This is a genomic window from Amycolatopsis sp. NPDC051071, from assembly GCF_040682875.1.
Classification (GTDB): Bacteria; Actinomycetota; Actinomycetes; order Mycobacteriales; family Pseudonocardiaceae; genus Amycolatopsis.
The window spans coordinates 1-22,512 of sequence record NZ_JBFBBY010000124.1; the positions used below are offsets into that span (position 1 = coordinate 1).

A 22,512-nucleotide genomic window follows, 5' to 3' on the forward strand; every position below is an offset into this window, starting at 1 on the left:
CGTTCCCGCTCCCCGCTCCGCTCACCCGAAGTGTCATGTGGGGTCCCCATAGGACAAATTTCGTCCTATGGGGACCCCTCATGACATCGCGGACTCAGCAACTCAAGGGCCCAGCGGCTCAGCCGGTCGGAAGCTCCGTACGCCCGCGACGCTTCTCCAGCAGCGAGGTCACCGCCCGCGTCCCCGGCCCGGCGACGGCCCACAGCACGCCGACCCCGGCCAGGCAGACCGCGGCCGTCCAGTAGGCGATCGGCGGCGCCGACTCCGTATGCGCGTCACCGAGGATCCACGGCCGGAACTGCGACTGCACCCACAGCATCCCGTAGCCGAACGCCGTCACCAGCAGCGCGCCGACACCCGCCGTCAAGGCCGGATGGCTCCGGCCGATGCGGAACGCCAGGTCCACCGCGAGGCCGACGGCGAGCAGGTAGAACGGTACGACCGAGACCGGGAAGCCCATCCCGAGCAGCAGCGGCCACATCACCAGCCGGTAGCCGAGGTACAGCACGGCGACCGTCGTCCCGGCCCAGCGGAAGCCGGTCGTATAACGCGCCAGCGCGAAGATCAGCGCCATCACGCCGATGCCCCACAGCGGGTAGACCCAGTCGTCGATCGGCATCGTGAAGTACTCGACGGCGACCCGGTCGACGGCGTGCCCGATCTGGTTCGCGGCGAAGTTCAGCAGTTCGGGCTCCGCCTCGGGCGCGCCGCGCTCCCAGGCGCGCAGGCCGAGGATGCCGTACTCCTGCTGCCCGTTCGGGAAGAACGTGTTCTCCAGGAAGAACGCCCACAGTCCGATCAGGACACCGGTGCGTTTCCGGCCGGGTTTGGCGTACTTCAGCCAGCCCATGATCACGCCGGCCTGCATGATGCCCGTGCCGATGTAGAGCATCATGTGCGACGGGCTCCACGCGGTCAGGTCGAGGCCGTTGACGCGGTGGTTGATGACGTCCAGCGGCGCCGCGATGAGGAACACCACGAGCCCGATCTGCATCAGCCGCAGCGAACGCCGATCGGCGCCCAGCCCGGTGTAGGAATGGATCACGACGAGCACCATGATGATCACCGTGCCGACGGTGTTGATCAGATGCGGTGGGGCGAGATCGTCCCGGAGCCACATGAAATGCCACGACATGTCCCACGACGAGCCCACCAGCTTGAACGCGAACGCCGCCAGCCACATCGAGTAGCAGAAGTTCAGCACCCAGTCCGGTGTCGCCTGTCCCGGCGCACCGCGGTGCCAGTGAAGCTTGAAGAACAGCCTCGTCTTCGCGATCGGGCTGCGGGGGATGACACCCGGCGAGAGGTCCCCGGTCACTTCTGTCGCCTTTGTCATGCCGGATATCTTCCCTGCTCCAGGTCACGAGAGGGGCAATTGGGGTCGAAAACCGGGGTTCACCCGTAGGGGTGGCGGATTTGCGGTCGGCGCGCGAAGCAGGGCAAGGTGTGCCGCCATGATGCCGAAACGACTCGTCGCGGCCGTACTCGTCGCCGCTCTGGTGCTGGCCGGCGCGGGCATTCTAGGAAGCCTGTTCTTCTAGTCACAGGTCGCGAGTTGAAGTCTCCTTCGGGCGCAGGACGCCCTTGGGGAGACAATGGCCGTATGACGAACCTCCTCGGCCCCCAGCCGACGCAACTCCCCGAGCACACCGCCGCGCAGGCGGCGCTGGACGCCGGGAGCGACCCGGCCGCCGTCGCCGCCGAGCACCCCGACTACAGCGAGGCATGGGCCACGCTCGCCGAGAAGGCGTTCGACGACGGCGAGACCGTCGCCGCGTACGCCTACGCCCGCACCGGTTACCACCGCGGTCTCGACCAGCTCCGCCGCGCGGGCTGGAAGGGACACGGTCCGGTGCCGTGGGCGCACCGCCCGAACCAGGGTTTCCTGCGTTCCCTCGCCGTCCTCGGCAAGGCCGCCGGCAAGATCGGCGAGTCCGAGGAGTACGACCGCTGCAAGGCCTTCATCAGCGACTCGGACCCCGCCGCCGCGGAAGCGACCGGCCTCAAGTGAGTCCAGCGTCAGGAAAGGGTCTTTCAGGACAAAAAATGTCCTGAAAGACCCTTTCCTGACATCCGGCGGCCGCGTCAGGCCGCGACGGCCTCCATGGCCTCTTCGGCGACCGCCGACAGGTCCGGTGAGGACACGACGCGGTTACGCCCGTTGCGTTTCGCCGCGTAGACGGACGCGTCGGCCGAGGCCATGACCTCCTCGATCGTCCGCCCGTCGAGCGGGTACGTCGCGACGCCGACCGACGCCGTCCGCTGCTCGATCACCACGGGGTTGCCCGCGTTGTCCTGTGTCCTGATCACCATCTCGCTGATTCGCTGGCGGATCCGCTCGGCGACGGCGACGGACTCCTGCTTCGACGACGATGTCAGCAGCACCACGAACTCCTCACCGCCGAACCGGCCGGCGAGGTCCTGCGCCCGGGTTTCGGCCTTGACCAGCGCCGCGACACCCTTGAGCACGTCATCGCCCGCCAGGTGGCCGTAGGTGTCGTTGATGCACTTGAAGTGGTCGAGGTCGATCATCAGCGTGCCGAACTGGCCGTTCTCACGTTCGGCGCGGGCGACCTCGCGGACGGCGCCCTGCTGCCAGGTCGTGGCGTTCAGCAGCTGGGTCTTCTGGTCGGTGGTCGCGAGTTCTTCGAGCTGCTTGATCAGCACCGAACGCTGCAACAGATACAACGGCAGGAAGACGAGCAGCACGAGCACCGGCTGCTGCGGCAGCACGGCGAGCACCAGCGCGCCGATGCAGACGGTGGAGGCTTCGAGGATGTTGTCGTCCCAGGAGCCGAGGAGCGTCTGCACCGAAGCCTTCTTCGGCGCCGCGAAATAGAGGCCGGTCCCGGTGAAGACGGCGTTCATCAGGAAGAAGGCGATGCTCGCGGCACAGATCGACGTGACCGACTCAGGAGCAGCCCCGACCACCTGCACGGCGGCCCACGCGGCGAACGCGGTCAGCGTCATGGATGTGGCGTTCGCCACAGTTCGGTGCGGGTTGACCGTGCGAAGGCCCGCCCAACTGCGATATCCGAGGTGCAGATAGATCACGGCCACGAGAAGCGACGTCAATTGCGGCGGCAGCAGAATCGCGCCGGGGAGCACCCAGACCGACGTCATATTGATATGCGGTGTGACGCTCATGCTGCGCCGTTGCCGTTCGATCCGGCGGGTCGCCTCGGTGTGCGCGATGGCGAGTCCGGCGAGCAGGAAACACAGCAGTACCTGCGAAGATGTGATGGAAATCGATGCGGCGAAGACCCCCGTCAGTGCCAGCATCGTCGCCACGGAAAGCCCGGTGTAGGCGATCCAGTTTTCCGGCCTCTTCCACAGCTCCCACGCCCCTACCGTGAGAGCCGATCGATGTCCAGCGCGTTCCTCCGATGTGATCATCTTTCCCCCTGACTGTTGCGTCATTCTCCGAAACCCCCTACTTACCGACAGCTTCCACCGACTTGCGGGCTGTCGACAAGCTCCCTAGGTGTGTACTTTTCTCTGAGAGGTCGAGGGAAAGGTGCCAGCGATGGCCGGTAGGGATCAGTGAACTGGGGCGCGAGCCGACAGGCCGCGCGATCGGGCCGACGCGTGGAACACCTCAATGTTCTGCGCGTGCGGCATCTTTTTCCTGCCATCTGTCCGGATCTTTGGTGAGGTTCCGCCACCAGCTCAGCGCGAGCGGGATGGTCAGGACCAATCCCGCAACCCCGAAGACACCAACGGTCGACTGAGGACCGATCCGGTCGGCGAGAATGCCGCCGATCAGCGGGCTCACCCCCATCGTCGTGGTCAGCCCGGTATTCGAAAGCCCCATCACCTGTGCCCGGCTCTCGTCCGGCACGGCCAAGGTCAGTGACGCCGTCGCCTGCATGAGTGCCACCGTGCCGAAGCCACCGCAGACCACGAACAACACGATCGACGACACCGGTCCCGGCTGCAGGAAGCAGAACAGCAGAGGGATCGCCGTCAGCGCCGAAAGCGGCCCGATCAGTTTCGGCCGGATATGTGACGGCACCCAGCGCGAATAAATGAACGCGCCGATCACGCTGCCCACCGGGTCGGCGGCAAGCAAGAGCCCGATGACTTCGGGGCCGCCGCCCGACGAGGCGACGTAGGGCGCGGCGATGCCTTCGTAGACCGGCAGAAGTCCCATCAGCCAGGTGAACAGCAGCAACGCGCGCAGTCCCGAGCTGGCGAAGACGATCTTTCCGCCGGAGCCGATCGAGGCGAAGAACGATTTGCGCTTCTCGCCGGCGGCCGCGGCCGGACGCGAGGCCAGTCCGAGCCGGACGAACAACGCCGAGATCAGGAACGTCACCGCGTCCAGCGCGAGGGCGATATGGGGTTCGAGCGTGGTCAGCAGGAGACCGCCGCCGGCGAACCCGGCCAGCTGTGCCGATTGGACGGTCATGCTGCGGATCGCCATGCCGACGACGAACCGGTCGCCTTCGAGGATCTGCGGCAGCAACGCCAGCTGGGCGGCCTTGAACGGCGGGTTCAGCAGCGAGACCGCGCCGACCAGTACGCACAGTACCCAGAACGGCAGCACCGGGACGGCGACCAGCGCGATCAGCGCGGCCCGTAACAGGTCGACGACCACCATCACGGTCCGCCGAGGAAAGCGGTCGGCGAATCCGGTGAGGAAGACGCCGCCGAGCAGCGACGGGGCGTAGGTGAGCGCGTAGGTGAGACCGGTCAGGGTCGCGGAGCGGGTTTCGGTGAAGACGAGGACCGACAGCGCGACTCTGGCGAGTTGATCACCGAAGATCGAAAACAGCTCCGCGAACCAGAGCGAACGGAACTCGGCTACACCGAACACCTCGCGGTAGGTGACCCGTCCGGCCGAAGCCATGCTGCCCCCAATAGGGTCCTTATTACGCGACAAACTCGTGACCGAGAGTAACGCGGTCACGAGCTCGTCACGAAGCGTCATTCGTTCACGTAAGTGTCTCCTGACTGTTGGTGATTGGCTAGGTTCTTTCGCCGGGTTTCTGGAGTTGGAGATCTTTTTCGTGCCCCGATCACCGGGTCGTGACTTGCCGATCAGTCGCCGCATCCCGCGATTTCGGCCCGGTTCTGGGGAAATCCGGACCCCGCCGCACCCCTGCGCTTCGGATTCCGGCCTCGGGCCTGGATGTCGCGCAAAGCCCTTTCAGGCCGCGTCCTGGGTGAGTCGTACCGCTGACGGCGTCACCAGCGGCGTCATCGGCGGTGGGCCGAACGGGTGAATGACTAGGCCGATCGGGTTATCAGCCGTCGACGGCCAGTACCTCGGGTGCGGACACCGCCCGGACGGCCCGCTCGGCGTCGCGTTTGGCGACCTCCTCGCGCACGATCGGGATGACGTGGCGGCCGAAGTCGATCGTGTCGCCGAGCATGTCGTAGCCGCGTGCCGAGAGGATGTCGACGCCGAGGTCGTAGTAGTCGAGGAGGGCCTGCGCGACCGTCTCCGGCGTGCCGACGAGCGCGGTGGAGTTCCCCGCGCCGCCGGTCGCGGCCGCGGTCGGGGTCCACAAAGCCCGGTCGAAGCGTTCACCCTCCGCGGCGAAGGCGAGCAGCCGCTGTGAACCGGTGTTCTCCGGGTTCTCGAGCGAATGCCGCCGCGTGAGCTGCCGTCCTCCGGCGGTCCTTGCCTTGATGGCGTCGACCGTGCGGTACGCCTTCTCCCAGGCGAGTTCCTCGGTCGGCGCGATGATCGGCCGGAACGCGACCTGGATACGCGGGACGTCGGTCCGCCCGGCCGCCTTCGCCGCGGCTTTGACGGACTCGATCTGCTCGGCGGTCTGCGCGAGCGGCTCGCCCCAGAGGCAGAAGATGTCCGCTTCGGCCCCACCCGCCGCGTACGCCGCCGGAGACGAGCCGCCGAAGGAGACACCCGGGCGAGGCTGCTGCACAGGCCGGACATCCAGGACGAAGTCGGCGAAGCGGTAGTGCTCGCCTTCGTGGTCGAAGGGCTCTTCGGACGTCCACGCCTGCTTCACGATCTGGATGTACTCACGGGTGCGCGAGTAGCGCTCGTCCTTGGTGAGGTAGTCGCCCTCGCGCTGCTGCTCGTGGTCGCTGCCGCCGGTGATGAAGTGGACGGTGAGCCTGCCGTCCGAGAGCTGGTCCAGCGTCGCGAAAGTCTTTGCCGCGAAGGTCGGGTACGAGACGTTCGGCCGGTGCGCCAGCAGGATCTGGAGCTTGTCGAGCTTCGCCGCGACGTACGCGGCCGCCTGCGCGGGGTCCGGGCCGCTGGAGCCGTACGCGAACAGGACCCGGTCCCAGCCGAACTCCTCGTGCGCCCGCGCGAGGCGCAGCGTGTAGTCCTTGTCGAAAACGCCGCCCGACCGCGTATGCGTCTCCGAACCGTCGTTGGTGCCTCCGATGCCCAGGAATTCGACCGGCATTGTCCGTCCCTCTCGTCCGTGTCCCCCTTTCATGACGAGTACGCGCCGGTTCGTCGCTGTGGCAACGAGTTCCGCTCCTTGAGAACCCGCACGCGGCCCGGATTCCCGGCGTAGCTTCGGCCTCGTGAGTAGCGCGGACCTTCCCTACGTGCTCGCGGTGGTGGGCGCCGGCCCGCGCGGGGTGGGAGTGCTCGAACGCCTCGGCGCGAACGCCGCCGAACTGCTCGGCGCGCGGCGGCTCGTCGTGCACCTCATCGATCCGTTCCCCGCGGGTGCGGGCCGGGTCTGGCGGTACGAGCAGTCACCGTTGCTGCGGATGAACTCCATGCCGGAGGACGTCACCGTCTTCACCGACGACACCGTCAAGATCGACGGCCCGATCCGCTCGGGGCCCTCGCTGATCGAATGGGCGCGGCTGGTCCGCGCGGGCACGCTCGACGCCGAGTTCGACGAGAGCCTGCGCGCCGAACTCGGGGCACTGCAAAGCGATCACTTCCCGACGCGACGGCTGCAGAGTGCCTACCTCTCCTGGTTTCACCGCAAGGTCCTGGCCGAACTCCCCGAGGGCATCGAGGTCGTCGAGCACCGCACCCGCGCGGTCCGGCTCGAAGACGGCGAACCGCAGTCACTGTGGCTGGAGGATCGGGCGGAACCGCTGAAGGTGGACGCGGTCCTGTTCACCGTCGGGCATCTCGACGCGGAACCGGACGAACGCGAAACCGAGCTCGCGGAGTTCGCCGTCCGCCACGACCTCGCGTATTACCCGGCCGGGTACACCGCCGACGTCGACTATTCCGCCATCGCGCCCGGCGAAACCGTGCTGGTGCGTGGATTCGGGCTGGCGTTCGTCGACCTGATGTTGCTGCTGACCGAAGGTCGTGGCGGCCGCTTCGAGGAGCAGGCGTGCGGTGGGCTGAAGTACCACCCCAGTGGCGCCGAGCCCGTGCTGCACATCGGCTCGCGCCGCGGAGTGCCGTATCACGCGAAAATCGGTTACCGGCTGCGCGGGAAACCTTTGCGGCTGCCCAGGTTCTTCGATTCCTACGCCATCGAGAAGCTTTGTGCCGTGCCAGGGCAGCTCGACTTCCGGCGCGACGTCTGGCCGCTGATCGCGAAGGAGCTCGCCTGGGCCTACTACAGCGAACTGTTCACCGCGCACCCGGAACGCGTCCGTCTGGACTTCGCAGTCTTCGCCGACGCCTTCGCGGACGCGTCGCCCGGCGAACTCGGTGCCCTGGTGGCGCGGGCGGTTCCGGCGCCGGAAGACCGGCTGGACCTGGAGCGGCTCGACCGGCCGATGGCGGAGGCGCGCTTCGGCACGGCCGAGGAGTACGGCAAGGAACTACGTGAATACGTCGAGGCGGATCTGAGCCGACGGGCGGATTCCGAATACAGCGCGGATCTGGGCGCGTTCATGGCACTCCTGTCGGTGATGGGGCAGCTTCCCGCGTTGCTGCAGACCGGCAGACTCGATGCCGCCTCGCAACTGTCCGATTTGGACGGCTGGTTCCTCGGCTTCTTCTCCTACTTCGCCAGCGGACCACCACCGCGACGGCTGGAAGAGCTGCTGGCACTCCACGAAGCCGGGCTGGTCTCGTTCCTTGGCGCCGAAACGCGCGTGACGCCGGACGAGGAACGTCAGGTGTTCGTCGCCTCCGGTGCGAGTTTCCCCGGCGCGACCGAAGCACGCACACTCGTCGAGGCGCGGCTGCCGGCGCCGAGTATCACCCGCGCTTCCGACGTCCTCTTGCGACAGTTGCGCGACACCGGTGCCCTCGGCGAGGAGTCCGTGCTCGACACGGTCACCGGCGACAGGCTGCTCGCCGGCCGCATCCACACCCGGGTCTCCGACGGCCGGATGCTCGACGGTGACGGCCGCCCGCATCCCCGCCGGTTCGCACTCGGCCCGCATACGTCCGCGCGGTCCGCGGGTGCCTTCACCCGCCCGCGGACCAACGCGCTTCCCTTCCGGCAGAACGACTCCGTCGCCCGCGAGATCCTGGGCCTGGCGACGTCCTCGTGAGTGATTCGGGTCGTTCTAACGACCCAAATCACTCACGACCCGCCGCTCCAGACCCGCGAAGGCAGTTCCTTCCGGACCACCGGGACGACGTCGGAAGCGAACAGTTCCAGTACGTTCCGCGCCTCACCGGAGGTCAGGCCGTCGACCGAGACCGCCTGTACCTCGTGCCCGAAGGACGCGTGGTAGTCGCCGATCTTGTCGATCACCTGCTCCGGGCTCCCGACCAGCGCGGACCCGTTGGCGATCTTGTCCTCCAGTGTGGTGAACTCCGACTTGTTGTGCTGATACGCCGGAGTCTTCGTCAGCGCCTCGAAATACGGGCGGTAGCCGTCCAGCGCCTCCTGCGACGTCTTGGCGACGTACAGCCCGCCCGCGCCCGAACCGACGAGCGCGTCCGCCGGATCGTGGCCGTACTCCGCCCATCGCCGCCGGTAGTGATCGATCAGGTCGGCGTACTTCTTCTTGGGGTGGAAGCCGTTCGCGGTGAACAGCGGGTCGCCGAATTTGGCCGCCAGTTCGGTCGACTCGGTGCTCGACGCGCTCCCGTGCCAGATCCTCGGCCGCGGGTGGAACGGGCGCGGCTGGGTCGTGACGTCCGTCAGCGGCGTGCGGAAGTCGCCGTCCCAGGTCACGCCCTCCTCCAAAAAGAGGCGGCGCAGCAGGGTGAACTTCTCCGCCTGGTACTCCCATTGCCGATCCTCTTCGAGGCCGAACAGCGGGAAATGCCGGGGATCGTTGCCCTTCCCGATCATCAGTTCCAGCCGTCCGCCGGAAAGCTGGTCCAGCGTCGCGTAGTCCTCGGCGACGCGGACCGGATCCAGCACGCTGATCACGGTCAGCGTGGTCAGCAGCCGGACGTGCCGGGTGCGTTCGGCTACCGCCGCCAGTATCACCGGCGGCGCCGAGGAGAGGAATGGTTCGCCGTGCCGTTCGCCGACGCCGTACGCGTCGAAACCCAGTTCTTCGGCGAAAATCGCTTCGTCGACAACTCGGCGAAGCCGTTCGTGCTGGGTCGGCGTCTCCCCGGTGACCGGGTCGGGATGGTTCGCGACCAGCGAAAAGAGTCCGAATTTCACCGTGCCTCCAACGGTTTCCGGCCGGGGATGGCGGCAAGCAGCTCCCGGGTGTAGTCCGCACGCGGCCGTTCCAGGACGTCCGGTGCCGGGCCGAGTTCGACGAGCTTGCCGCCACGCAGCACGCCGACGGTGTCCGCGATCTGGCGGACGACGGCGAGGTCGTGTGAGATGAAGAGATAGGTCAGCCCGAGTTCCGCCTGGAGGTCGACGAGCAGCCGCAGTATCTGCGCCTGCACCGAGACGTCCAGCGCCGAAACGGGTTCGTCGGCGACGATCAGTTCCGGGCGCAGTGCCAGCGCCCGCGCGATCGCCGCCCGTTGCCGTTGCCCGCCGGACAGTTCGGCGGGTTTGCGTTTCAGCACCGACGCCGGCAGTGCGACCTGCTTGACCAGTTCCGCCGCCCGCGCGCGGCGTTCCGCCTTCGTGCCGACGCCGAACGCACGCAGAGGCTCGGCGATGACGTCCTCGATGCTGAACTTCGGGTTCAGCGACGCGTACGGGTTCTGGTACACCAGCTGGAACCGGCGCCGCAGCCGTCGCAGTTCCTCGCCGCGCAGCGTGGTGATGTCCCGGCCGTCGAACTCGACGACGCCGTCCGTGGGGGTCTCCAGGCGCAGGATCATCCGCGCGGTTGTCGATTTGCCCGAACCGGATTCGCCGACCAGTGCGAGGGTCTGCCCGCGTGCGATGTCAAACGAAACGCCGTCGACCGCGCGAACGCCCGAGAAGGTCTTGCCGAGGTCGCGGACCGACACCAGGACGTCGGACGACGGCGGCTTCGGCTCCCTCAGCGGAGTGTCGGACAGACTCGGCGCGGCGGCGAGCAGATTCCGTGTGTAGGTCTCCGAGGGAGCCGACAGGATCTCGCCGGTCGTCCCCTCCTCGACCACACTTCCCTGCGAGAGCACCACGATCCGCGACGCACGGTCGGAGGCGACGCCGAGGTCGTGGGTGATCAGCAGTACCGCGGTGCCCGCTTCGGCGGCGAGTTCTTCGAGGTGGTCCAGGATCTGCCGCTGCACGGTGACGTCGAGCGCGCTGGTCGGTTCGTCGGCGATGATGAGTTTCGGCCGCCCGGCCAGCGCGGCGGCGATCAGCGCTCGCTGCCGGAGCCCGCCGGACAGCTCGTGCGGGTATTGCCTCGCCCGTGCTTCCGGATCGCTGATCCCCGCCTTGCGCAACAGTTTCACGGCCTCCGCGCCGGCGGTGCGCTTGTCCGCCAGTCCGTGGATCAGCAGCACCTCCGCGACCTGGTCGCCAAGGCGATGGACGGGGTTGAGCGAAACCGTCGGATCCTGGGGGACCAGGGCGATCTCGCGGCCGCGGACCGATCGCCAGGCGCGATCGGACAGTTTCGTGAGGTCACGGCCGTCGAAGGTGATCTCACCGCGGTCGATCCGGCCGCCACGCGGCAGCAACCCGATCGCCGCGTGCGCCGTCGTGCTCTTGCCGGAACCGGACTCGCCGACCACCGCGACAATTTGTCCTCTGTGGACTTCCAGGCCAACGCCGTGCACCGCGGATAGCCCCTTGTAGGAAACCGCGAGGTCGCGGATGGTCAGCAGGGCGCTCATCGCACGTCTCCTTCGATCGCTCTGGACAGCCGGTTCGCGGACAGCACCACGGCCGCCACCATCAGTCCGGGGAAGGTCGTCATCCACCAGGCGGTGGCGAGGAAACCGCGGCCACCCGCGACGAGCGAGCCCCACTCCGGCGTCGGCGGGGTGGCGCCGTAGCCGAGGAAACTCAGCGCCGACACCTCCAGGACGGCCGTGCCGAAGGTGAGCGTCGCGAGCGCGAGCACCGGGCCGAGCGCGTTGGGCAGCACATGCCGTCCGAGCACCCCGGTCCAGCGCACACCGCCGGCCCGCGCCGCTTCGACGAACACGCCGCTGCGGACACGCAGCACCTCGGCGCGCATCAGCCGCGCGAACTGCGCGAGGTTGGCGATGCCGACCGCGATCGCGATATTCGTGGTGCCGAAGCCGAGCGCGGTGACCAGCGCGAGTGACAGCAGGATTGACGGGATCGCCAGCAGGACGTCGACGCAGCGCATGATCGCCGAATCGAGGACACCGCCGCGGAACCCGGCGACCAGGCCGAGCGCCGAACCGGCCACGAGCGAGACGACGACGGCCAGCACGGTCGCCTGTAACGAAAGCGCGGCGCCGTGCAGCACGCGCGCGAAGATGTCGCGTCCGGTCTCGTCGGTGCCGAAGAGGTGCGCGAGTGACGGGCCCCGCATCTTCTCGGCCGGGATGCCGGCGAGCGGGTCCTGTCCGGTGAACAGGGCGGGGACGATCGCCGCCAGCAACGCGAAGGCGAGGACCGCGACAGCGAGGACGAGACCCGGCCGCCGGGTGTGCACGAGGACGTCAGGCATCGGCCGTCTCCCGGTGTCGGATCCGCGGGTCCAGCAGCGGATAAATCAGGTCGACGGCGAGGTTGATGGCGACGAACACCAGCGCCGCCAGCACGATCACCGCCTGTACCACCGGGATGTCCTGCGCGGTGACCGCCGAAGACGTCACCCGGCCGAGCCCGTCGCGGGAGAACACCGTCTCGGTGATCACCGAACCCGCGATCAGGTTGCCCGCGACCACACCGGCGATCGTCAGCGTCGGCACCGCCGCGTTGCGCAGGATATGTCCGAAGTGGACTCTCAGGCGGCTGGCGCCTTTCGCCAGCGCGATCTCGGTGTACGGCTCGGCGAGTTGCGTGCGGAGGCTCTTCGCGAGCACCTGCCCGATGATCGCGCCGGTCGGGATGGCGAGCGTGATCGCGGGCAGGATCAGCGATTCGAAGCCGTTCGACCCCAGCGCGGGCAGCAGCCTGAGCTGGAACGAGAAGAACTGGATGAGCAGCAGCCCGACCCAGAACGGCGGCAGCGAGATCCCCAGCGGCGGCAACGCGAGCAAGGCGTTGCTCAGCCAGCGGTGCCGTGTGCAGGTACCGGCGATCGCGACGCCGCCGCCGAACAGGATCGCGAGCACCAGTGCGAACCCGGTGACCGCGAGGGTCGGCGGCAGCGCCGAGACGACCATGTTCGCCGCGTCGTCCCCGGTGGCGATCGAGCGGCCGAAGTCGCCCTGCAACGCGGCTATCAGCCGTTTCCCGTACTGCACCGGCAACGCGTCGTTGAGCCCGTACTCCGCCCTCGCCGCGGCGATTTGCTCCGGCGTCACCGAAACACTGGCCTCGCCCCCACCGAGCTTCGCGCTGATCGCGTCGCCCGGCAGGAGGTAGAGGATCACGAAGGACACGGTGAAAGCGGCCCACAGCACGAAGACCGCCTGCAGGAGCCGCCGGAGCAAATACCGGCTCACGACCCGGACACCCAGGTGTCGAACAACTGGAGCCGAGACGACGCTTCGAAGCCGATGCCGTGTGCGTTCGGTCCGTGTGCCAGTACCTGGGTCAGCTCGAACACCGGTGCCGAGTAGCCGTGTTCGAGGATCGCGCGCTGTGCCTGCTCGGCCGCCGGCTTCCGCTTCGCCGGGTCCACAGTGGACGACTGCACGTCGAGGGGCTCGTCGACGGGGTTGCCTGCCGGGAGCTTGCTGCGGTTGTTCGCTCTGGTGGAGAACAGGTTGCGCAGGATGTCCGGATCCGCGCGGGTCGTGTTGTACCAAAGGTACTCGTAGTCGCCGCTCTGCGTGATCTGCACGGTCTCGGCGGTGGTGCGCTGTTCGATCTGAAGGTCGAAGCCGATCTTGCGCAGCTGCTGCTGGACGAGTTCCAGCACGCTCTTGTTCTGGTTGAACACCAGCGAGAAGACGACCTTCGCGGTCAGTCGCTGACCGTTCCTGGCGCGGATCCCGTCCGGGCCGGGCACCCAGCCCGCGCTTTCCAGCAACGACGTCGCCCCGGCCGGATCGTAGGCCAGCAGTGCGGAGAGGTCGGCGTAGAACGGCGTCGCCGAACCGAGAACGCTGGTGGCGGGCTTGTAGTTCGGGGTCAGCACGGTAGCCGTGATCTCGGGCCGGTTGATGCCCTTGACCACCGCCTGGCGGACCTTTTCGTCGGTGAGCACGCCCCTGGTGACGTTGGCGTGCAGGTTGAACACGATGCCGGGGTTCGGACGGGTGGGTTCGGTGAAACCGTTGCCGGTGAACTGCGGCTCGTCGACGGGCTGGACGTCGGTGATGGCGTCGAGCTGCCCGGAGGCGAGGCTTCCGGTGCGGACACCGGGCTCCGGCACGATCTTGTACGCGATCTTGTCGAGGTACGCCTCGCCCTGATGCTTGAACAGTGACGACCCCCAGTTGTAGCCCTTGCGTTTGGCGAGAACGATTTCCTGGTTCTGCTTCAGGCTCTCGAAAACGAAGGGGCCGGAGCCGATCAGGCCGTCACCGTGGCAGCGCTGATCGGCCGTCTTCTTGTACGCGGCAGGTGCGAGGACACCGAGCGACATCGTCGAGCTGGCCTGCAGGAATTGGGCGCTGGGAACGGAGAACTCGATCTTCACCGTCTTCGGGTCGACGACCGTCGTTCCCTTGTAGACGGCCAGGTAGCCGGAGCCGAGCTGGGCTTTCGCGCCGAGCGCCTTGATGCTGTCGAAGCTCGTCTTGACCGCGGCGGCGTCGACGGGGCCGCCGTCGGAGAACGTCGCGCCTTCGCGCAGGTGGAAGGTGAACGCGGTCGAATCCGCGTTGCTCTCCCATTTTTCGGCCAGCCAAGGCTTGATCTCGCCGGTGGACGGATCCTGATCAGTCAGCGAATCGACCAGCTGGCGGCCGACGTTGAGCGACGCGTTCGTCCCGACCTGCTGCGGGTCCACGCAGTCCGGGCTCGAAGAGATCCCCAGGCGCAGTGTGCCCCCGGGTTGGGGCGGCCCGGCGTCGGCACCCGTCGAACCACCGGCGGACGAGCAGGCGGTGAGGACGAGGGCGGACAAGGCCAGAAGGGATGTGGCGGCGATACGGGACACCGGGTGGCCTCCAGCGGGAACGGGGCGCTCTTGTGCTTGCGCTGACCCGATTCACGCTAATCACGCCACTTGAGGGCGGCCCACATGCTGAGCGCCACTCCCAGTCCGCGAAACCCCGCCTAATCCCGCTTGACAGCCCCGAAAGTCCGTGAAGGCCTCCTTCCCATGACGGACTCAGAGACGCGAGTTACGTCCTCAAGCACGCGAGTTACGTGCTCAAGCACGCGAGTTGCGTGCTCAAGCACGCGAGTTGCGTGCTCAAGCACGCGAGTTGCGTCCTTGAGCACGCGAGTCACGCCTTCGCGCTGGCCGCCAACCCCGCGAACCAGTCGGTCACAGCGAGCCCAGGCACCACGCCATGTTTGCCTTACCCCTCAATATGACGTCAGCAGCGGTTGAGCATGTCGGTCAGTGCGGTCTTCTCGGCCGACTTGATGGTGAGCTTGTACTTGGCCTTCACCGTGGTCCACATCTTCGCGTAGGTGCACCAGTAACCGGTGGTCGGCGGCTTCCAGGCGTCCGGCGACTTGTCGCCCTTCTCCTGATTGACGTTGTCGGTGACGGCGATCAGCTGCGGCGCGCTGAGGTCGTTCGCGAACGCCTGCCGCTGCGCGGTGGTCCACGACGACGCGCCCGTGCGCCACGCGGCCGACAGCGGGACGACATGGTCGATGTCCACATCGGACGCCGCAGTCCAGGTGGCGCCGTCGTACGGGCTGAACCAGCTGCCGGAGACGGCGGCGCAACTGCTGTCCTGCTGTACGTTCGTGCCGTCCCGCTTGAGGACGACCTCGCGCGTGTTGCAGCTGTTGCCCTGGTCGGCCCAATGCGGGAACTTGTCGCGGCTGTACCCGCTCGTCGAGCCGTCCGGCTGGACGGTCAGCGAGGCGAGCTGTGTCTTGGCGGTCGCGGTCGACGGGATACCCGGGGGTTTCGCTTCGGCGACGCCGACGACGCCGGCCGAGACGATCGCCGAAACGGCGAGAACGGTGAATGAGCGACGAACAGCAAGCGCAGTTGGCATATTGCTGCCTCCGTGTCAGGTGTGGGGACCTGGTCACCTTGAGGGACGGAAATGACCCACGCAACACCGACGGGTGACACTCTGCTGGACAGTTGTGAACGTCGAGTGACCACTCCCTGGCAATTAGTCCTCTAGTTGCGGTAGTTGCACGTGCAAGGACCGCAACTAGAGGACTAATTGCCGCAGGTGGGGGCGTCGCGGCGGGCGAGCGGGACCGTCTGGCGGCTGTCGCGAGGCTGCCCAACGGGGGCCGAAAAAGTTTCGCGAAGTCCAGCGGATGGTTCTGGGCCGAACGGGCTACACGAGCCCGCGTACCAGCCGCAGGTCTTCGGTGTGCCGGTACCAGGTCCACTTGCTCATCGCGCGTGGATACGCGACGCCGTCGATGCTCGGCCGGGTCGGGATGCAGCCGAGCTGGAACGCCCGCGCGTACTGCGTCGTCGGCCGCTTGAACAACGTCCCCTTGGTCACCCGGACCATCAGTCCCGGCCCGCTCAGGTCCGGCTCGACCTCGATCGAGCGCGCCGGACCCCGCAGCACGGTGTGCTCGTCGCAGTAGGCCACCCCGCGCACCATGCCGACCACACCGCGGCCGACGAGCACACCGCCGGTGTCGTCGCGGATCAGCGGCACCGGGTCGACCTCACCACGCAGAGCGAGCGCCAGCGCACGCAGTGGTTGCGTCGGCAGGCTCCAGATGCGGGCGACGTCGGAGTCCGGCGAGGACGGCACGAATCCGAGCGACACGCCGGAGAGCTGTTCTTTTCGCAACAGTCGAAGCGCGACCGCCGCCAGGTCGGCGTCCGTGCCCGCGACCACCAGGTGATCGTGTTCACCCAGCAAGGGGTCGATATCCGCCTTGCCGGGACGGCTCGGGACGCGCACCATTTCGACGTCGTCGATCTCCGGGAGTGTTGGCTCGCCGTCCGGACAGACCACCACTATTCCGCGCACCCGAAGGCCCTCCGTTACGCTCATGCACCGGCATTTACCAGCGCCACCATCACCGAAGTCACAGTCGCCGAACACCTGGAGTGTCACATGCCGGCCATCGTGCTGATCGGGGCCCAGTGGGGGGACGAGGGCAAGGGCAAGGCCACCGACCTGCTCGGCGACCGCGTCCAGTGGATCGTGCGTTACCAAGGCGGTAACAACGCGGGCCACACCGTAGTCCTTCCCGACGGGCAGAACTTCGCCCTGCACTTGATCCCGTCCGGGATCCTCACACCGGGCGTCACCAACGTCATCGGCAACGGCGTCGTCATCGACCCGGCCGTGCTCCTCGACGAGCTCGCCGGACTCGAAGAACGCGACGTCGACACCAGCAAACTGCTGATCTCCGCCGACGCACATTTGATCATGCCGTATCACGTCGCCATCGATAAGGTCACCGAGCGTTACCTCGGCAGCCGGAAGATCGGCACCACCGGCCGCGGCATCGGCCCCTGCTACCAGGACAAGATCGCCCGCGTCGGCGTCCGCGTGCAGGACCTGCTTGACGAGAAGATCTTCCGGCAGAAGGTCGAATCGGCACTGGAGTTCAAGAACCAGGTGCTGGTCAAGGTCTACAACCGCAAGGCACTCGACGCCGACCAGGTCGCCGACGAGGTGCTGGCCGCCGGCGAGAAGTTCGCGCACCGCATCGCCGACACCCGCCTGCAGCTCAACCAGGCCCTCGAACGCGGCGAGATCGTGCTGCTCGAAGGTTCGCAGGGCACGCTGCTCGACGTCGACCACGGCACCTACCCGTTCGTGACGTCGTCGAACCCGACGTCCGGCGGCGCGAGCGCGGGGTCGGGCATCGGCCCCGGCAAGATCACCACCGTGCTGGGCATCCTGAAGGCCTACACGACCCGCGTCGGCTCGGGCCCGTTCCCGACCGAACTGGACGACGAGTCCGGCGAGTACCTGCGCAAACAGGGCGGCGAGTTCGGCGTCACCACCGGCCGCTCACGGCGCACCGGCTGGTTCGACGCCGTCATCGCGCGCTACGCGGTGCGGGTCAACGGCATCACCGACTACTTCCTCACCAAACTGGACGTGTTGTCCGGGCTGGAGAAGGTGCCGGTGTGCGTTGGCTACGAGGTCGACGGCGTCCGTACGTACGACATGCCGATGACGCAGACCGACGTGCACCACGCGCTGCCGATCTACGAGGAGCTGCCGGGCTGGTTCGAGGACATCTCGGGCTGCCGCACCTTCGAGGAACTGCCGGCGAACGCGCGAGCGTACGTCGAGCGGCTGGAGGAGCTTTCGGGCGCGCGGATCTCGGCGATCGGCGTCGGCCCCGGCCGGGAGCAGACGATCGTGCGGCACGAGTTCGTCTGACGCCCGTCGCCGGTCTGGTCTGGCCCCGGTCTGGCCTGGCCTCGGTCTGGTCGGTCTGGTCTCGCGAGTGTCATGAGGGGTCCCCATAGGACAAATTTCGTCCTATGGGGACCCCTTAGGACGTTTTGGGCAACCACCGGCAACCACCGGCAACCACCGCCCCTCAGACGAGCGAGGTCTTCACCGGTGTCGGGTTCCGGAACAGGTCCAGCACCGGGCAGTGCTCGTCCACCTGCCGCTTCAGGTCCTCGTAGGCCTCCGCCCCCGCAGGCCCGCTCAGCTCGACCGAAACGCGTACGTCGCCGAAGCCGGGCCGAGTCGACGAGAACCCGAAGAACCCGTGTAGGTCGATGTCGCCGTCCACGGTCACCTTCACGCCTTCGAGCGGCACACCGAGCTTCGCCGCCCAGAACTGGTACGTGATCACCTGGCACGAGCCCAGCGCGGCGAGCGCGTATTCGACCGGGTTCGCCGCGGTGTCGGTGCCACCGAGCGCGGCGGGTTCGTCGACGGTGAACGCGTGGTCACGCACGCGGACGTCCACCTGAGTCGCGGTTCCGGGGTTCAGCGCGTTGGCGACGCTGAACGAGACGGCGGCGTTGCGAGGGTCGGTGTCGACGGCGGTCTTGGTTCCTTCGATGACATCGGTCAGCGACATCGAGTCTCTCCAGGATCGAGGTGATGGGCAGCGCCCAGCGTGCGGCAACACCGGAATCCGCGCGCGTGATCCCAAGTGGTGAGCATGGAAATACCCTTCGGCCGCCGTGGTTGGTGTTGACCATGAGCATCGGAGTGGCACTCCCGTCCGGAGACACCGCGAACGCCGTCAACATCGTCGACGAACTCGTCACGCAGACCAGTCAGGCCGCCGACGCCGGGCTGACGTCCGTCTGGTTCTCCCAGCGGATGGAGCACGACGCGATCACCGTCGCCGCCCTCGCGGGCCGCGCGGTGCCGGGGATCGCCGTCGGGACCGGCGTCGTCCCGATCTACCCGCGGCATCCGCTGCTGATCGCCGGCCTCGCGCAGACGGCGCAGGCCGCCACCGGGGGCCGATTTGTTCTCGGCCTCGGAACCGGCGCGAAGAACTGGCTGGAACCGGCGTACGGCATCGAGTACCCGCCGCCGATCAAGCACCTTCGCGAGTACCTCACGATCCTCCGTCAGGTGTTCGACGGCGACGAAGTCGACTTCCAGGGCGAGACGGTCCAGGCGCACGCCAAGGGCTTCGCCGCTTCGCTCTCGGTCGCGGGTTCCTCGGACATCCCGGTGATCGTCGCCGCGATGGGGCGCCAGGCGCTGCGCGTCACCGGCGAGCTCGCCGACGGCACGATCCCGTTCCTCGCCGGGCCGAAGGCGCTTTCGGATCTGATCGTCCCGGAGATCACCAAAGCGGCCACCGGCCGTCCGGCACCGCGGATCATCGCGATGGTCCCGGTCGTGGTGACCGACAAACCCGACGAATTCCGCGCCACCGTCGACAGGCAGTACTCGTTCTTCCGCGACATCCCGTCCTATCGCGCGATCTTCGACGTCCAGGGTGTGGATTCCGCCGGTGAACTGGTGATCGCCGGGGACGAGGAGACCGTCGCCGCCGAGCTCCAGCGGTATTTCGACGCCGGGGCGACCGAGGTCGTCGCGACCCAGTCCGGCACACAGAGCTCCGAGGAGCGGCTTCGTACCTGGCGCGTCTTAGGAGATCTCGCCAAGCGCTGACCGCACGTCATGAAAGGGGCGTTCAGGACATTTCTTGTCCTGAACGCCCCTTTCATGACGTTCAGAGGCGAAGTGGCCTTGTTCACAGCGTTCGGATTGTGCATACTCGTGCGCATAGCGAACACAGCTGGAGGTCCCCATGTCCCCTGCCGCGGCCCGTTCGTGGGTGGTCCCGCTCGCCTGGACGGCGGTACTGCTCGACGGATTCGACCTGGTCGTCCTGGGTACGGTGCTGCCCGCCCTGCTCCGTGACCACGTCTGGGGGCTGACCCCGGGTACGGCGTCGGTCATCTCGACGTTCGGCCTGATCGGCATGATGATCGGCGCGATGGCGATCGGCACGATCACCGACGTCATCGGCCGCCGGAAGGCGCTGATCATCGCGGTCGCGGCGTTCTCGGTGTTCACCGCGCTTTGCGCGATCGCGCCCTCGGCGTTCTTCTTCGGGTCGTTCCGGTTCCTCGCCGGGCTCGGCCTCGGCGGCTGTCTCCCGACGGCGATCGCGCTGGTCACCGAGTACGCCCGCAAGGATCGCGGTGGCAGCGCGACCACGACGGTGATGACCGGCTATCACGTCGGTGCGGTGCTCACGGCGTTGCTGGGCATCTGGCTGATCCAGCCGCTCGGCTGGCGTGCGATGTTCGTCGCCGGCGCGCTGCCCGCGCTCGTGCTGGTGCCGCTGATGATCAAGTACCTGCCCGAGTCGGAATCCTTCGTGCGGGTGCGGGAGACACAGGGCAAGTCGGCGGCGAACGTCGTCAGCGGGCTGTTCCGCGGCGGTCTGCTGCGGGCCACCATCGCGTTCTGGGTGACGTCGTTCATGGGACTGCTGCTGGTCTACGGGCTCAACACCTGGCTGCCGGAAATCATGCGCCAGGCCGGGTATCCGCTCGGCGCGGCGCTCGGGCTGCTGCTCACGCTGAACCTCGGCGGTATCGCCGGTCTGCTCGTCGCGGGACGGGTGGCGGACAAGGTCGGCGTGCGGCCGTCGGTGATCGTCTGGTTCCTCGGTGCGGCGGTGTTCCTGGCCCTGCTGAGCGTGAAACTACCCGCGGCCGGCCTGTACGTCGCCGTGTTCCTCACCGGTGGATTCGTGTTCAGCGCGCAGGTCCTCGTGTACGCCTACATCGGCAAGACGTACCCGGACGCTATGCGCGCCACCGGAATCGGCTGGGCGGCAGGCGTCGGCCGGATCGGCGCGATCTGCGGCCCGATCCTCGGCGGTGCGCTGCTGACCGCCGGAATCGCGTACCCCTGGGGCTTCTACGCCTTCGCCGCCGTCGGCGCGCTGGGTGCGGCCGCGGTGACCGGAGTCCGCGTCGGCCGCACCCAGGAGGCAGCTACCCGAGTTCCTTGAGTTCCCGTTCCACGGCGGCCAGTTCCGCTTCGGAGCCCTGCACCTTCGGGCCCGTGAACCACTTACGCGCGGAGGCGAACCACCAGATCGCCGCACCGCCGAGTACGACGAGGAAGGCGATCGGCGTGTAGTTGAAACTGTCGATGGTGATCGGTGATCCCTGCGGGAGCATGAAGAGCACGAAGATGAAGCACACCCAGATGGTCGCGACGATGCCGATCGGCTTGGCCCACTTGCCGAGGTTCCACGGGCCGGGCTCGAAGTCATCGCCCTTACGGACCCGCAGGAACACCGGGATCACGTAAGCGACGTAGAGCCCGACGGTGGCGATCGAGGTCACCGCCGCGTAGGCGGTGAGGCTCCACAGGTACGGCAGTGCCAGCAGGAGCGCGCCGCCCGCAGCCAGCCAGACCGCGTTGGTCGGGGTCTGGGTCCGCTTGTTGATGCGGTGCCAGAACTTCGACCCCGGGATCGCGCCGTCGCGGGCGAACGCGTAGATCATCCGCGAGTTCGCCGTCACCGACGCCATTCCGCAGAAAAGCTGCGCACCGATGCAGATCAGCAGCAGGAACTTGCCGGTGGTCGCGCCGGTCGCGTCGATGAAGATCTGCGCGGGCGGCACCCCGGTCTCCGAACCGACGGCGCCTTCGTAGTTCTGGATGGCGAAGGTGAGGCCGATCAGCAGGATCCAGCCGGCGACCAGGGACACGAGGATCGAGTTGATGATGCCGCGCGGCCCGGCCTTCGCCGCGTTCTTGGTCTCTTCGGTCATATGCGCCGAGGCGTCGTAGCCGGTCAACGTGTACTGCGCCAGCAGCAGGCCGAGCAGGAAGACGTAGACCGGTGACGCCCAGCCGGTGTTGTTCACGAATTCGCCGAAGACGAATGACGCGTCCTGGTGCTTCTCGGGTACGACGATCAGCACCCCGACGATCACCAGCACGCCGAGCAGATGCCACCACACGCTGACGGTGTTCAGCAGCGACACGATCTTGACGCCGAACGTGTTCAGCAGACCGTGGATCACCAGGATGATCGCCAGCAGCAGAATCGTATGGCCCGGCGTCGCGTCGAACCCGAACTGCAGGTCGAGGAAGGCGTTGAGGAACAGCGCCGCGCCGAAGTCGATGCCCGCGGTGACCGCGATCTGCCCGACGAGGTTGAACCAGCCGGTGAACCAAGCCCACGCCGCGCCGTTGCGCGGGGCGAGTTTCGCGGCCCAGTAGTAGAGCCCGCCCGCGGTCGGGTAGCTGGAGCAGACCTCGGCCATCCCCAGTCCGACGAGGATGACGAACAGGCCGACCAGCGGCCAGCCCCAAATCATCGCGGCGGGTCCGCCGGTCTTCATGCCGAACCCGTAGAGGGTCAGGCAACCGGAGAGGATCGAGATGATCGTGAAGGAGACGGCGAAGTTCGAGAAGGTCGACATCGTGCGCCGGAGTTCCTGCGCGTAGCCGAGCTGGTGGAGCCGGGCACTGTCTTCGTCGGCGGGTTCGGCGGCCTGCTTGCCTGAGACATCCATCGGGCACCCACTTAAAAGGTATGCGGACAGACCATTGAGATCCGCCGAAATTAGGCCCGCCGACCTGCGCATGTCAAGGTTCCGTCAAGAAGTGCCCCCAGATGTCATGAGGGGTCCCCATAGGACGAATTTTGTCCTATGGGGACC

At 67.4% G+C, this 22,512-nt stretch carries 18 protein-coding genes; 5 read left to right on the forward strand and 13 right to left on the reverse strand.

Going from position 1 to position 22,512, the window contains the following annotated elements; translation table 11 throughout:
- Positions 1 to 118: 118 nt before the first annotated feature.
- Positions 119 to 1,336, reverse strand: a complete 1,218-nt coding sequence (locus AB0M65_RS30415) for a hypothetical protein (protein ID WP_364035104.1) — start codon at positions 1,334 to 1,336, stop codon at positions 119 to 121.
- Between the two features lie 267 nt (positions 1,337 to 1,603).
- Between AB0M65_RS30415 and AB0M65_RS30420 the strand changes: the two genes are divergently transcribed.
- Positions 1,604 to 2,011, forward strand: a complete 408-nt coding sequence (locus AB0M65_RS30420) for a DUF3151 domain-containing protein (RefSeq protein ID WP_364035107.1) — start codon at positions 1,604 to 1,606, stop codon at positions 2,009 to 2,011.
- Positions 2,012 to 2,085: 74 nt separating this feature from the next.
- Here AB0M65_RS30420 and AB0M65_RS30425 read toward each other — a convergent pair whose 3' ends face one another.
- The 3 genes from AB0M65_RS30425 to AB0M65_RS30435 form a co-directional block, all read right to left on the reverse strand.
- Positions 2,086 to 3,396, reverse strand: a complete 1,311-nt coding sequence (locus AB0M65_RS30425; protein WP_364035110.1) for a GGDEF domain-containing protein — start codon at positions 3,394 to 3,396, stop codon at positions 2,086 to 2,088.
- A gap of 202 nt (positions 3,397 to 3,598) precedes the next feature.
- The gene (locus tag AB0M65_RS30430; protein WP_364035113.1) at positions 3,599 to 4,852 is read right to left on the reverse strand and encodes an MFS transporter; all 1,254 of its coding nucleotides are present in this window, start codon (positions 4,850 to 4,852) and stop codon (positions 3,599 to 3,601) included.
- Positions 4,853 to 5,249: 397 nt separating this feature from the next.
- Positions 5,250 to 6,389: an LLM class flavin-dependent oxidoreductase gene (locus AB0M65_RS30435; protein ID WP_364035116.1), complete on the reverse strand. Its 1,140-nt coding sequence runs from the start codon at positions 6,387 to 6,389 to the stop codon at positions 5,250 to 5,252.
- Between the two features lie 124 nt (positions 6,390 to 6,513).
- Between AB0M65_RS30435 and AB0M65_RS30440 the strand changes: the two genes are divergently transcribed.
- A complete protein-coding gene (locus AB0M65_RS30440; protein WP_364035119.1) occupies positions 6,514 to 8,412 on the forward strand; it encodes an FAD/NAD(P)-binding protein in 1,899 nt (632 codons plus the stop codon).
- Between the two features lie 32 nt (positions 8,413 to 8,444).
- On the opposite strand, the gene AB0M65_RS30445 is transcribed toward AB0M65_RS30440, so the two are convergent.
- The 7 genes from AB0M65_RS30445 to AB0M65_RS30475 form a co-directional block, all read right to left on the reverse strand.
- Complete coding sequence (locus AB0M65_RS30445) at positions 8,445 to 9,488, reverse strand: LLM class flavin-dependent oxidoreductase (RefSeq protein ID WP_364035122.1); 1,044 nt, start codon at positions 9,486 to 9,488, stop codon at positions 8,445 to 8,447.
- On the reverse strand, positions 9,485 to 11,062 hold the full coding sequence (locus AB0M65_RS30450; protein WP_364035125.1) for an ABC transporter ATP-binding protein: 1,578 nt from the start codon (positions 11,060 to 11,062) through the stop codon (positions 9,485 to 9,487). The genes AB0M65_RS30445 and AB0M65_RS30450 overlap by 4 nt, the downstream gene beginning before the upstream one ends.
- Entirely contained in the window at positions 11,059 to 11,871 is an 813-nt protein-coding gene (locus tag AB0M65_RS30455; protein ID WP_364035128.1) for an ABC transporter permease, read from the reverse strand. Before AB0M65_RS30455 ends, AB0M65_RS30450 begins: the two co-directional genes overlap by 4 nt.
- Positions 11,864 to 12,814, reverse strand: coding sequence for an ABC transporter permease (locus AB0M65_RS30460; protein WP_364035131.1), 951 nt, complete (start codon positions 12,812 to 12,814; stop codon positions 11,864 to 11,866). Before AB0M65_RS30460 ends, AB0M65_RS30455 begins: the two co-directional genes overlap by 8 nt.
- The gene (locus AB0M65_RS30465) at positions 12,811 to 14,418 is read right to left on the reverse strand and encodes an ABC transporter substrate-binding protein (RefSeq protein ID WP_364035134.1); all 1,608 of its coding nucleotides are present in this window, start codon (positions 14,416 to 14,418) and stop codon (positions 12,811 to 12,813) included. Before AB0M65_RS30465 ends, AB0M65_RS30460 begins: the two co-directional genes overlap by 4 nt.
- A gap of 385 nt (positions 14,419 to 14,803) precedes the next feature.
- Complete coding sequence (locus AB0M65_RS30470; protein WP_364035137.1) at positions 14,804 to 15,442, reverse strand: HNH endonuclease family protein; 639 nt, start codon at positions 15,440 to 15,442, stop codon at positions 14,804 to 14,806.
- A 297-nt stretch (positions 15,443 to 15,739) separates the two neighbouring features.
- Positions 15,740 to 16,330 (reverse strand): hypothetical protein, encoded by a 591-nt coding sequence (locus tag AB0M65_RS30475; protein WP_364035155.1) that lies wholly within the window; start codon positions 16,328 to 16,330, stop codon positions 15,740 to 15,742.
- A 153-nt stretch (positions 16,331 to 16,483) separates the two neighbouring features.
- Between AB0M65_RS30475 and AB0M65_RS30480 the strand changes: the two genes are divergently transcribed.
- Positions 16,484 to 17,770 (forward strand): adenylosuccinate synthase, encoded by a 1,287-nt coding sequence (locus tag AB0M65_RS30480; RefSeq protein ID WP_364035140.1) that lies wholly within the window; start codon positions 16,484 to 16,486, stop codon positions 17,768 to 17,770.
- 163 nt (positions 17,771 to 17,933) lie between these two features.
- Here AB0M65_RS30480 and AB0M65_RS30485 read toward each other — a convergent pair whose 3' ends face one another.
- On the reverse strand, positions 17,934 to 18,428 hold the full coding sequence (locus AB0M65_RS30485; protein ID WP_364035143.1) for an OsmC family protein: 495 nt from the start codon (positions 18,426 to 18,428) through the stop codon (positions 17,934 to 17,936).
- Positions 18,429 to 18,550: 122 nt separating this feature from the next.
- Between AB0M65_RS30485 and AB0M65_RS30490 the strand changes: the two genes are divergently transcribed.
- Both AB0M65_RS30490 and AB0M65_RS30495 read left to right on the forward strand, forming a co-directional pair.
- Entirely contained in the window at positions 18,551 to 19,486 is a 936-nt protein-coding gene (locus AB0M65_RS30490; RefSeq protein WP_364035146.1) for an LLM class F420-dependent oxidoreductase, read from the forward strand.
- 139 nt (positions 19,487 to 19,625) lie between these two features.
- The gene (locus tag AB0M65_RS30495) at positions 19,626 to 20,843 is read left to right on the forward strand and encodes an aromatic acid/H+ symport family MFS transporter (RefSeq protein WP_364035149.1); all 1,218 of its coding nucleotides are present in this window, start codon (positions 19,626 to 19,628) and stop codon (positions 20,841 to 20,843) included.
- Here AB0M65_RS30495 and AB0M65_RS30500 read toward each other — a convergent pair.
- Positions 20,827 to 22,365 (reverse strand): amino acid permease, encoded by a 1,539-nt coding sequence (locus AB0M65_RS30500; RefSeq protein ID WP_364035152.1) that lies wholly within the window; start codon positions 22,363 to 22,365, stop codon positions 20,827 to 20,829. The two genes, AB0M65_RS30495 and AB0M65_RS30500, sit on opposite strands and share 17 nt — an antisense overlap.
- Between the last annotated feature and the right edge of the window lie 147 nt (positions 22,366 to 22,512).

What these genes read in the sequence shown, in the direction of transcription:
- AB0M65_RS30420 (WP_364035107.1), top strand. Translation starts at nt 1,604, where the DNA reads ATGACGAACCTCCTCGGCCCCCAGCCGACGCAACTCCCCGAGCACACC.
- AB0M65_RS30425 (WP_364035110.1), bottom strand. Translation starts at nt 3,396, where the DNA reads ATGATCACATCGGAGGAACGCGCTGGACATCGATCGGCTCTCACGGTA.
- AB0M65_RS30475 (WP_364035155.1), bottom strand. Translation starts at nt 16,330, where the DNA reads ATGGTGCGCGTCCCGAGCCGTCCCGGCAAGGCGGATATCGACCCCTTG.
- AB0M65_RS30490 (WP_364035146.1), top strand. Translation starts at nt 18,551, where the DNA reads ATGAGCATCGGAGTGGCACTCCCGTCCGGAGACACCGCGAACGCCGTC.
- AB0M65_RS30480 (WP_364035140.1), top strand. Translation starts at nt 16,484, where the DNA reads ATGCCGGCCATCGTGCTGATCGGGGCCCAGTGGGGGGACGAGGGCAAG.
- AB0M65_RS30500 (WP_364035152.1), bottom strand. Translation starts at nt 22,365, where the DNA reads ATGGATGTCTCAGGCAAGCAGGCCGCCGAACCCGCCGACGAAGACAGT.
- AB0M65_RS30470 (WP_364035137.1), bottom strand. Translation starts at nt 15,442, where the DNA reads ATGCCAACTGCGCTTGCTGTTCGTCGCTCATTCACCGTTCTCGCCGTT.
- AB0M65_RS30435 (WP_364035116.1), bottom strand. Translation starts at nt 6,389, where the DNA reads ATGCCGGTCGAATTCCTGGGCATCGGAGGCACCAACGACGGTTCGGAG.
- AB0M65_RS30495 (WP_364035149.1), top strand. Translation starts at nt 19,626, where the DNA reads ATGTCCCCTGCCGCGGCCCGTTCGTGGGTGGTCCCGCTCGCCTGGACG.
- AB0M65_RS30450 (WP_364035125.1), bottom strand. Translation starts at nt 11,062, where the DNA reads ATGAGCGCCCTGCTGACCATCCGCGACCTCGCGGTTTCCTACAAGGGG.
- AB0M65_RS30415 (WP_364035104.1), bottom strand. Translation starts at nt 1,336, where the DNA reads ATGACAAAGGCGACAGAAGTGACCGGGGACCTCTCGCCGGGTGTCATC.
- AB0M65_RS30485 (WP_364035143.1), bottom strand. Translation starts at nt 18,428, where the DNA reads ATGTCGCTGACCGATGTCATCGAAGGAACCAAGACCGCCGTCGACACC.
- AB0M65_RS30430 (WP_364035113.1), bottom strand. Translation starts at nt 4,852, where the DNA reads ATGGCTTCGGCCGGACGGGTCACCTACCGCGAGGTGTTCGGTGTAGCC.
- AB0M65_RS30455 (WP_364035128.1), bottom strand. Translation starts at nt 11,871, where the DNA reads ATGCCTGACGTCCTCGTGCACACCCGGCGGCCGGGTCTCGTCCTCGCT.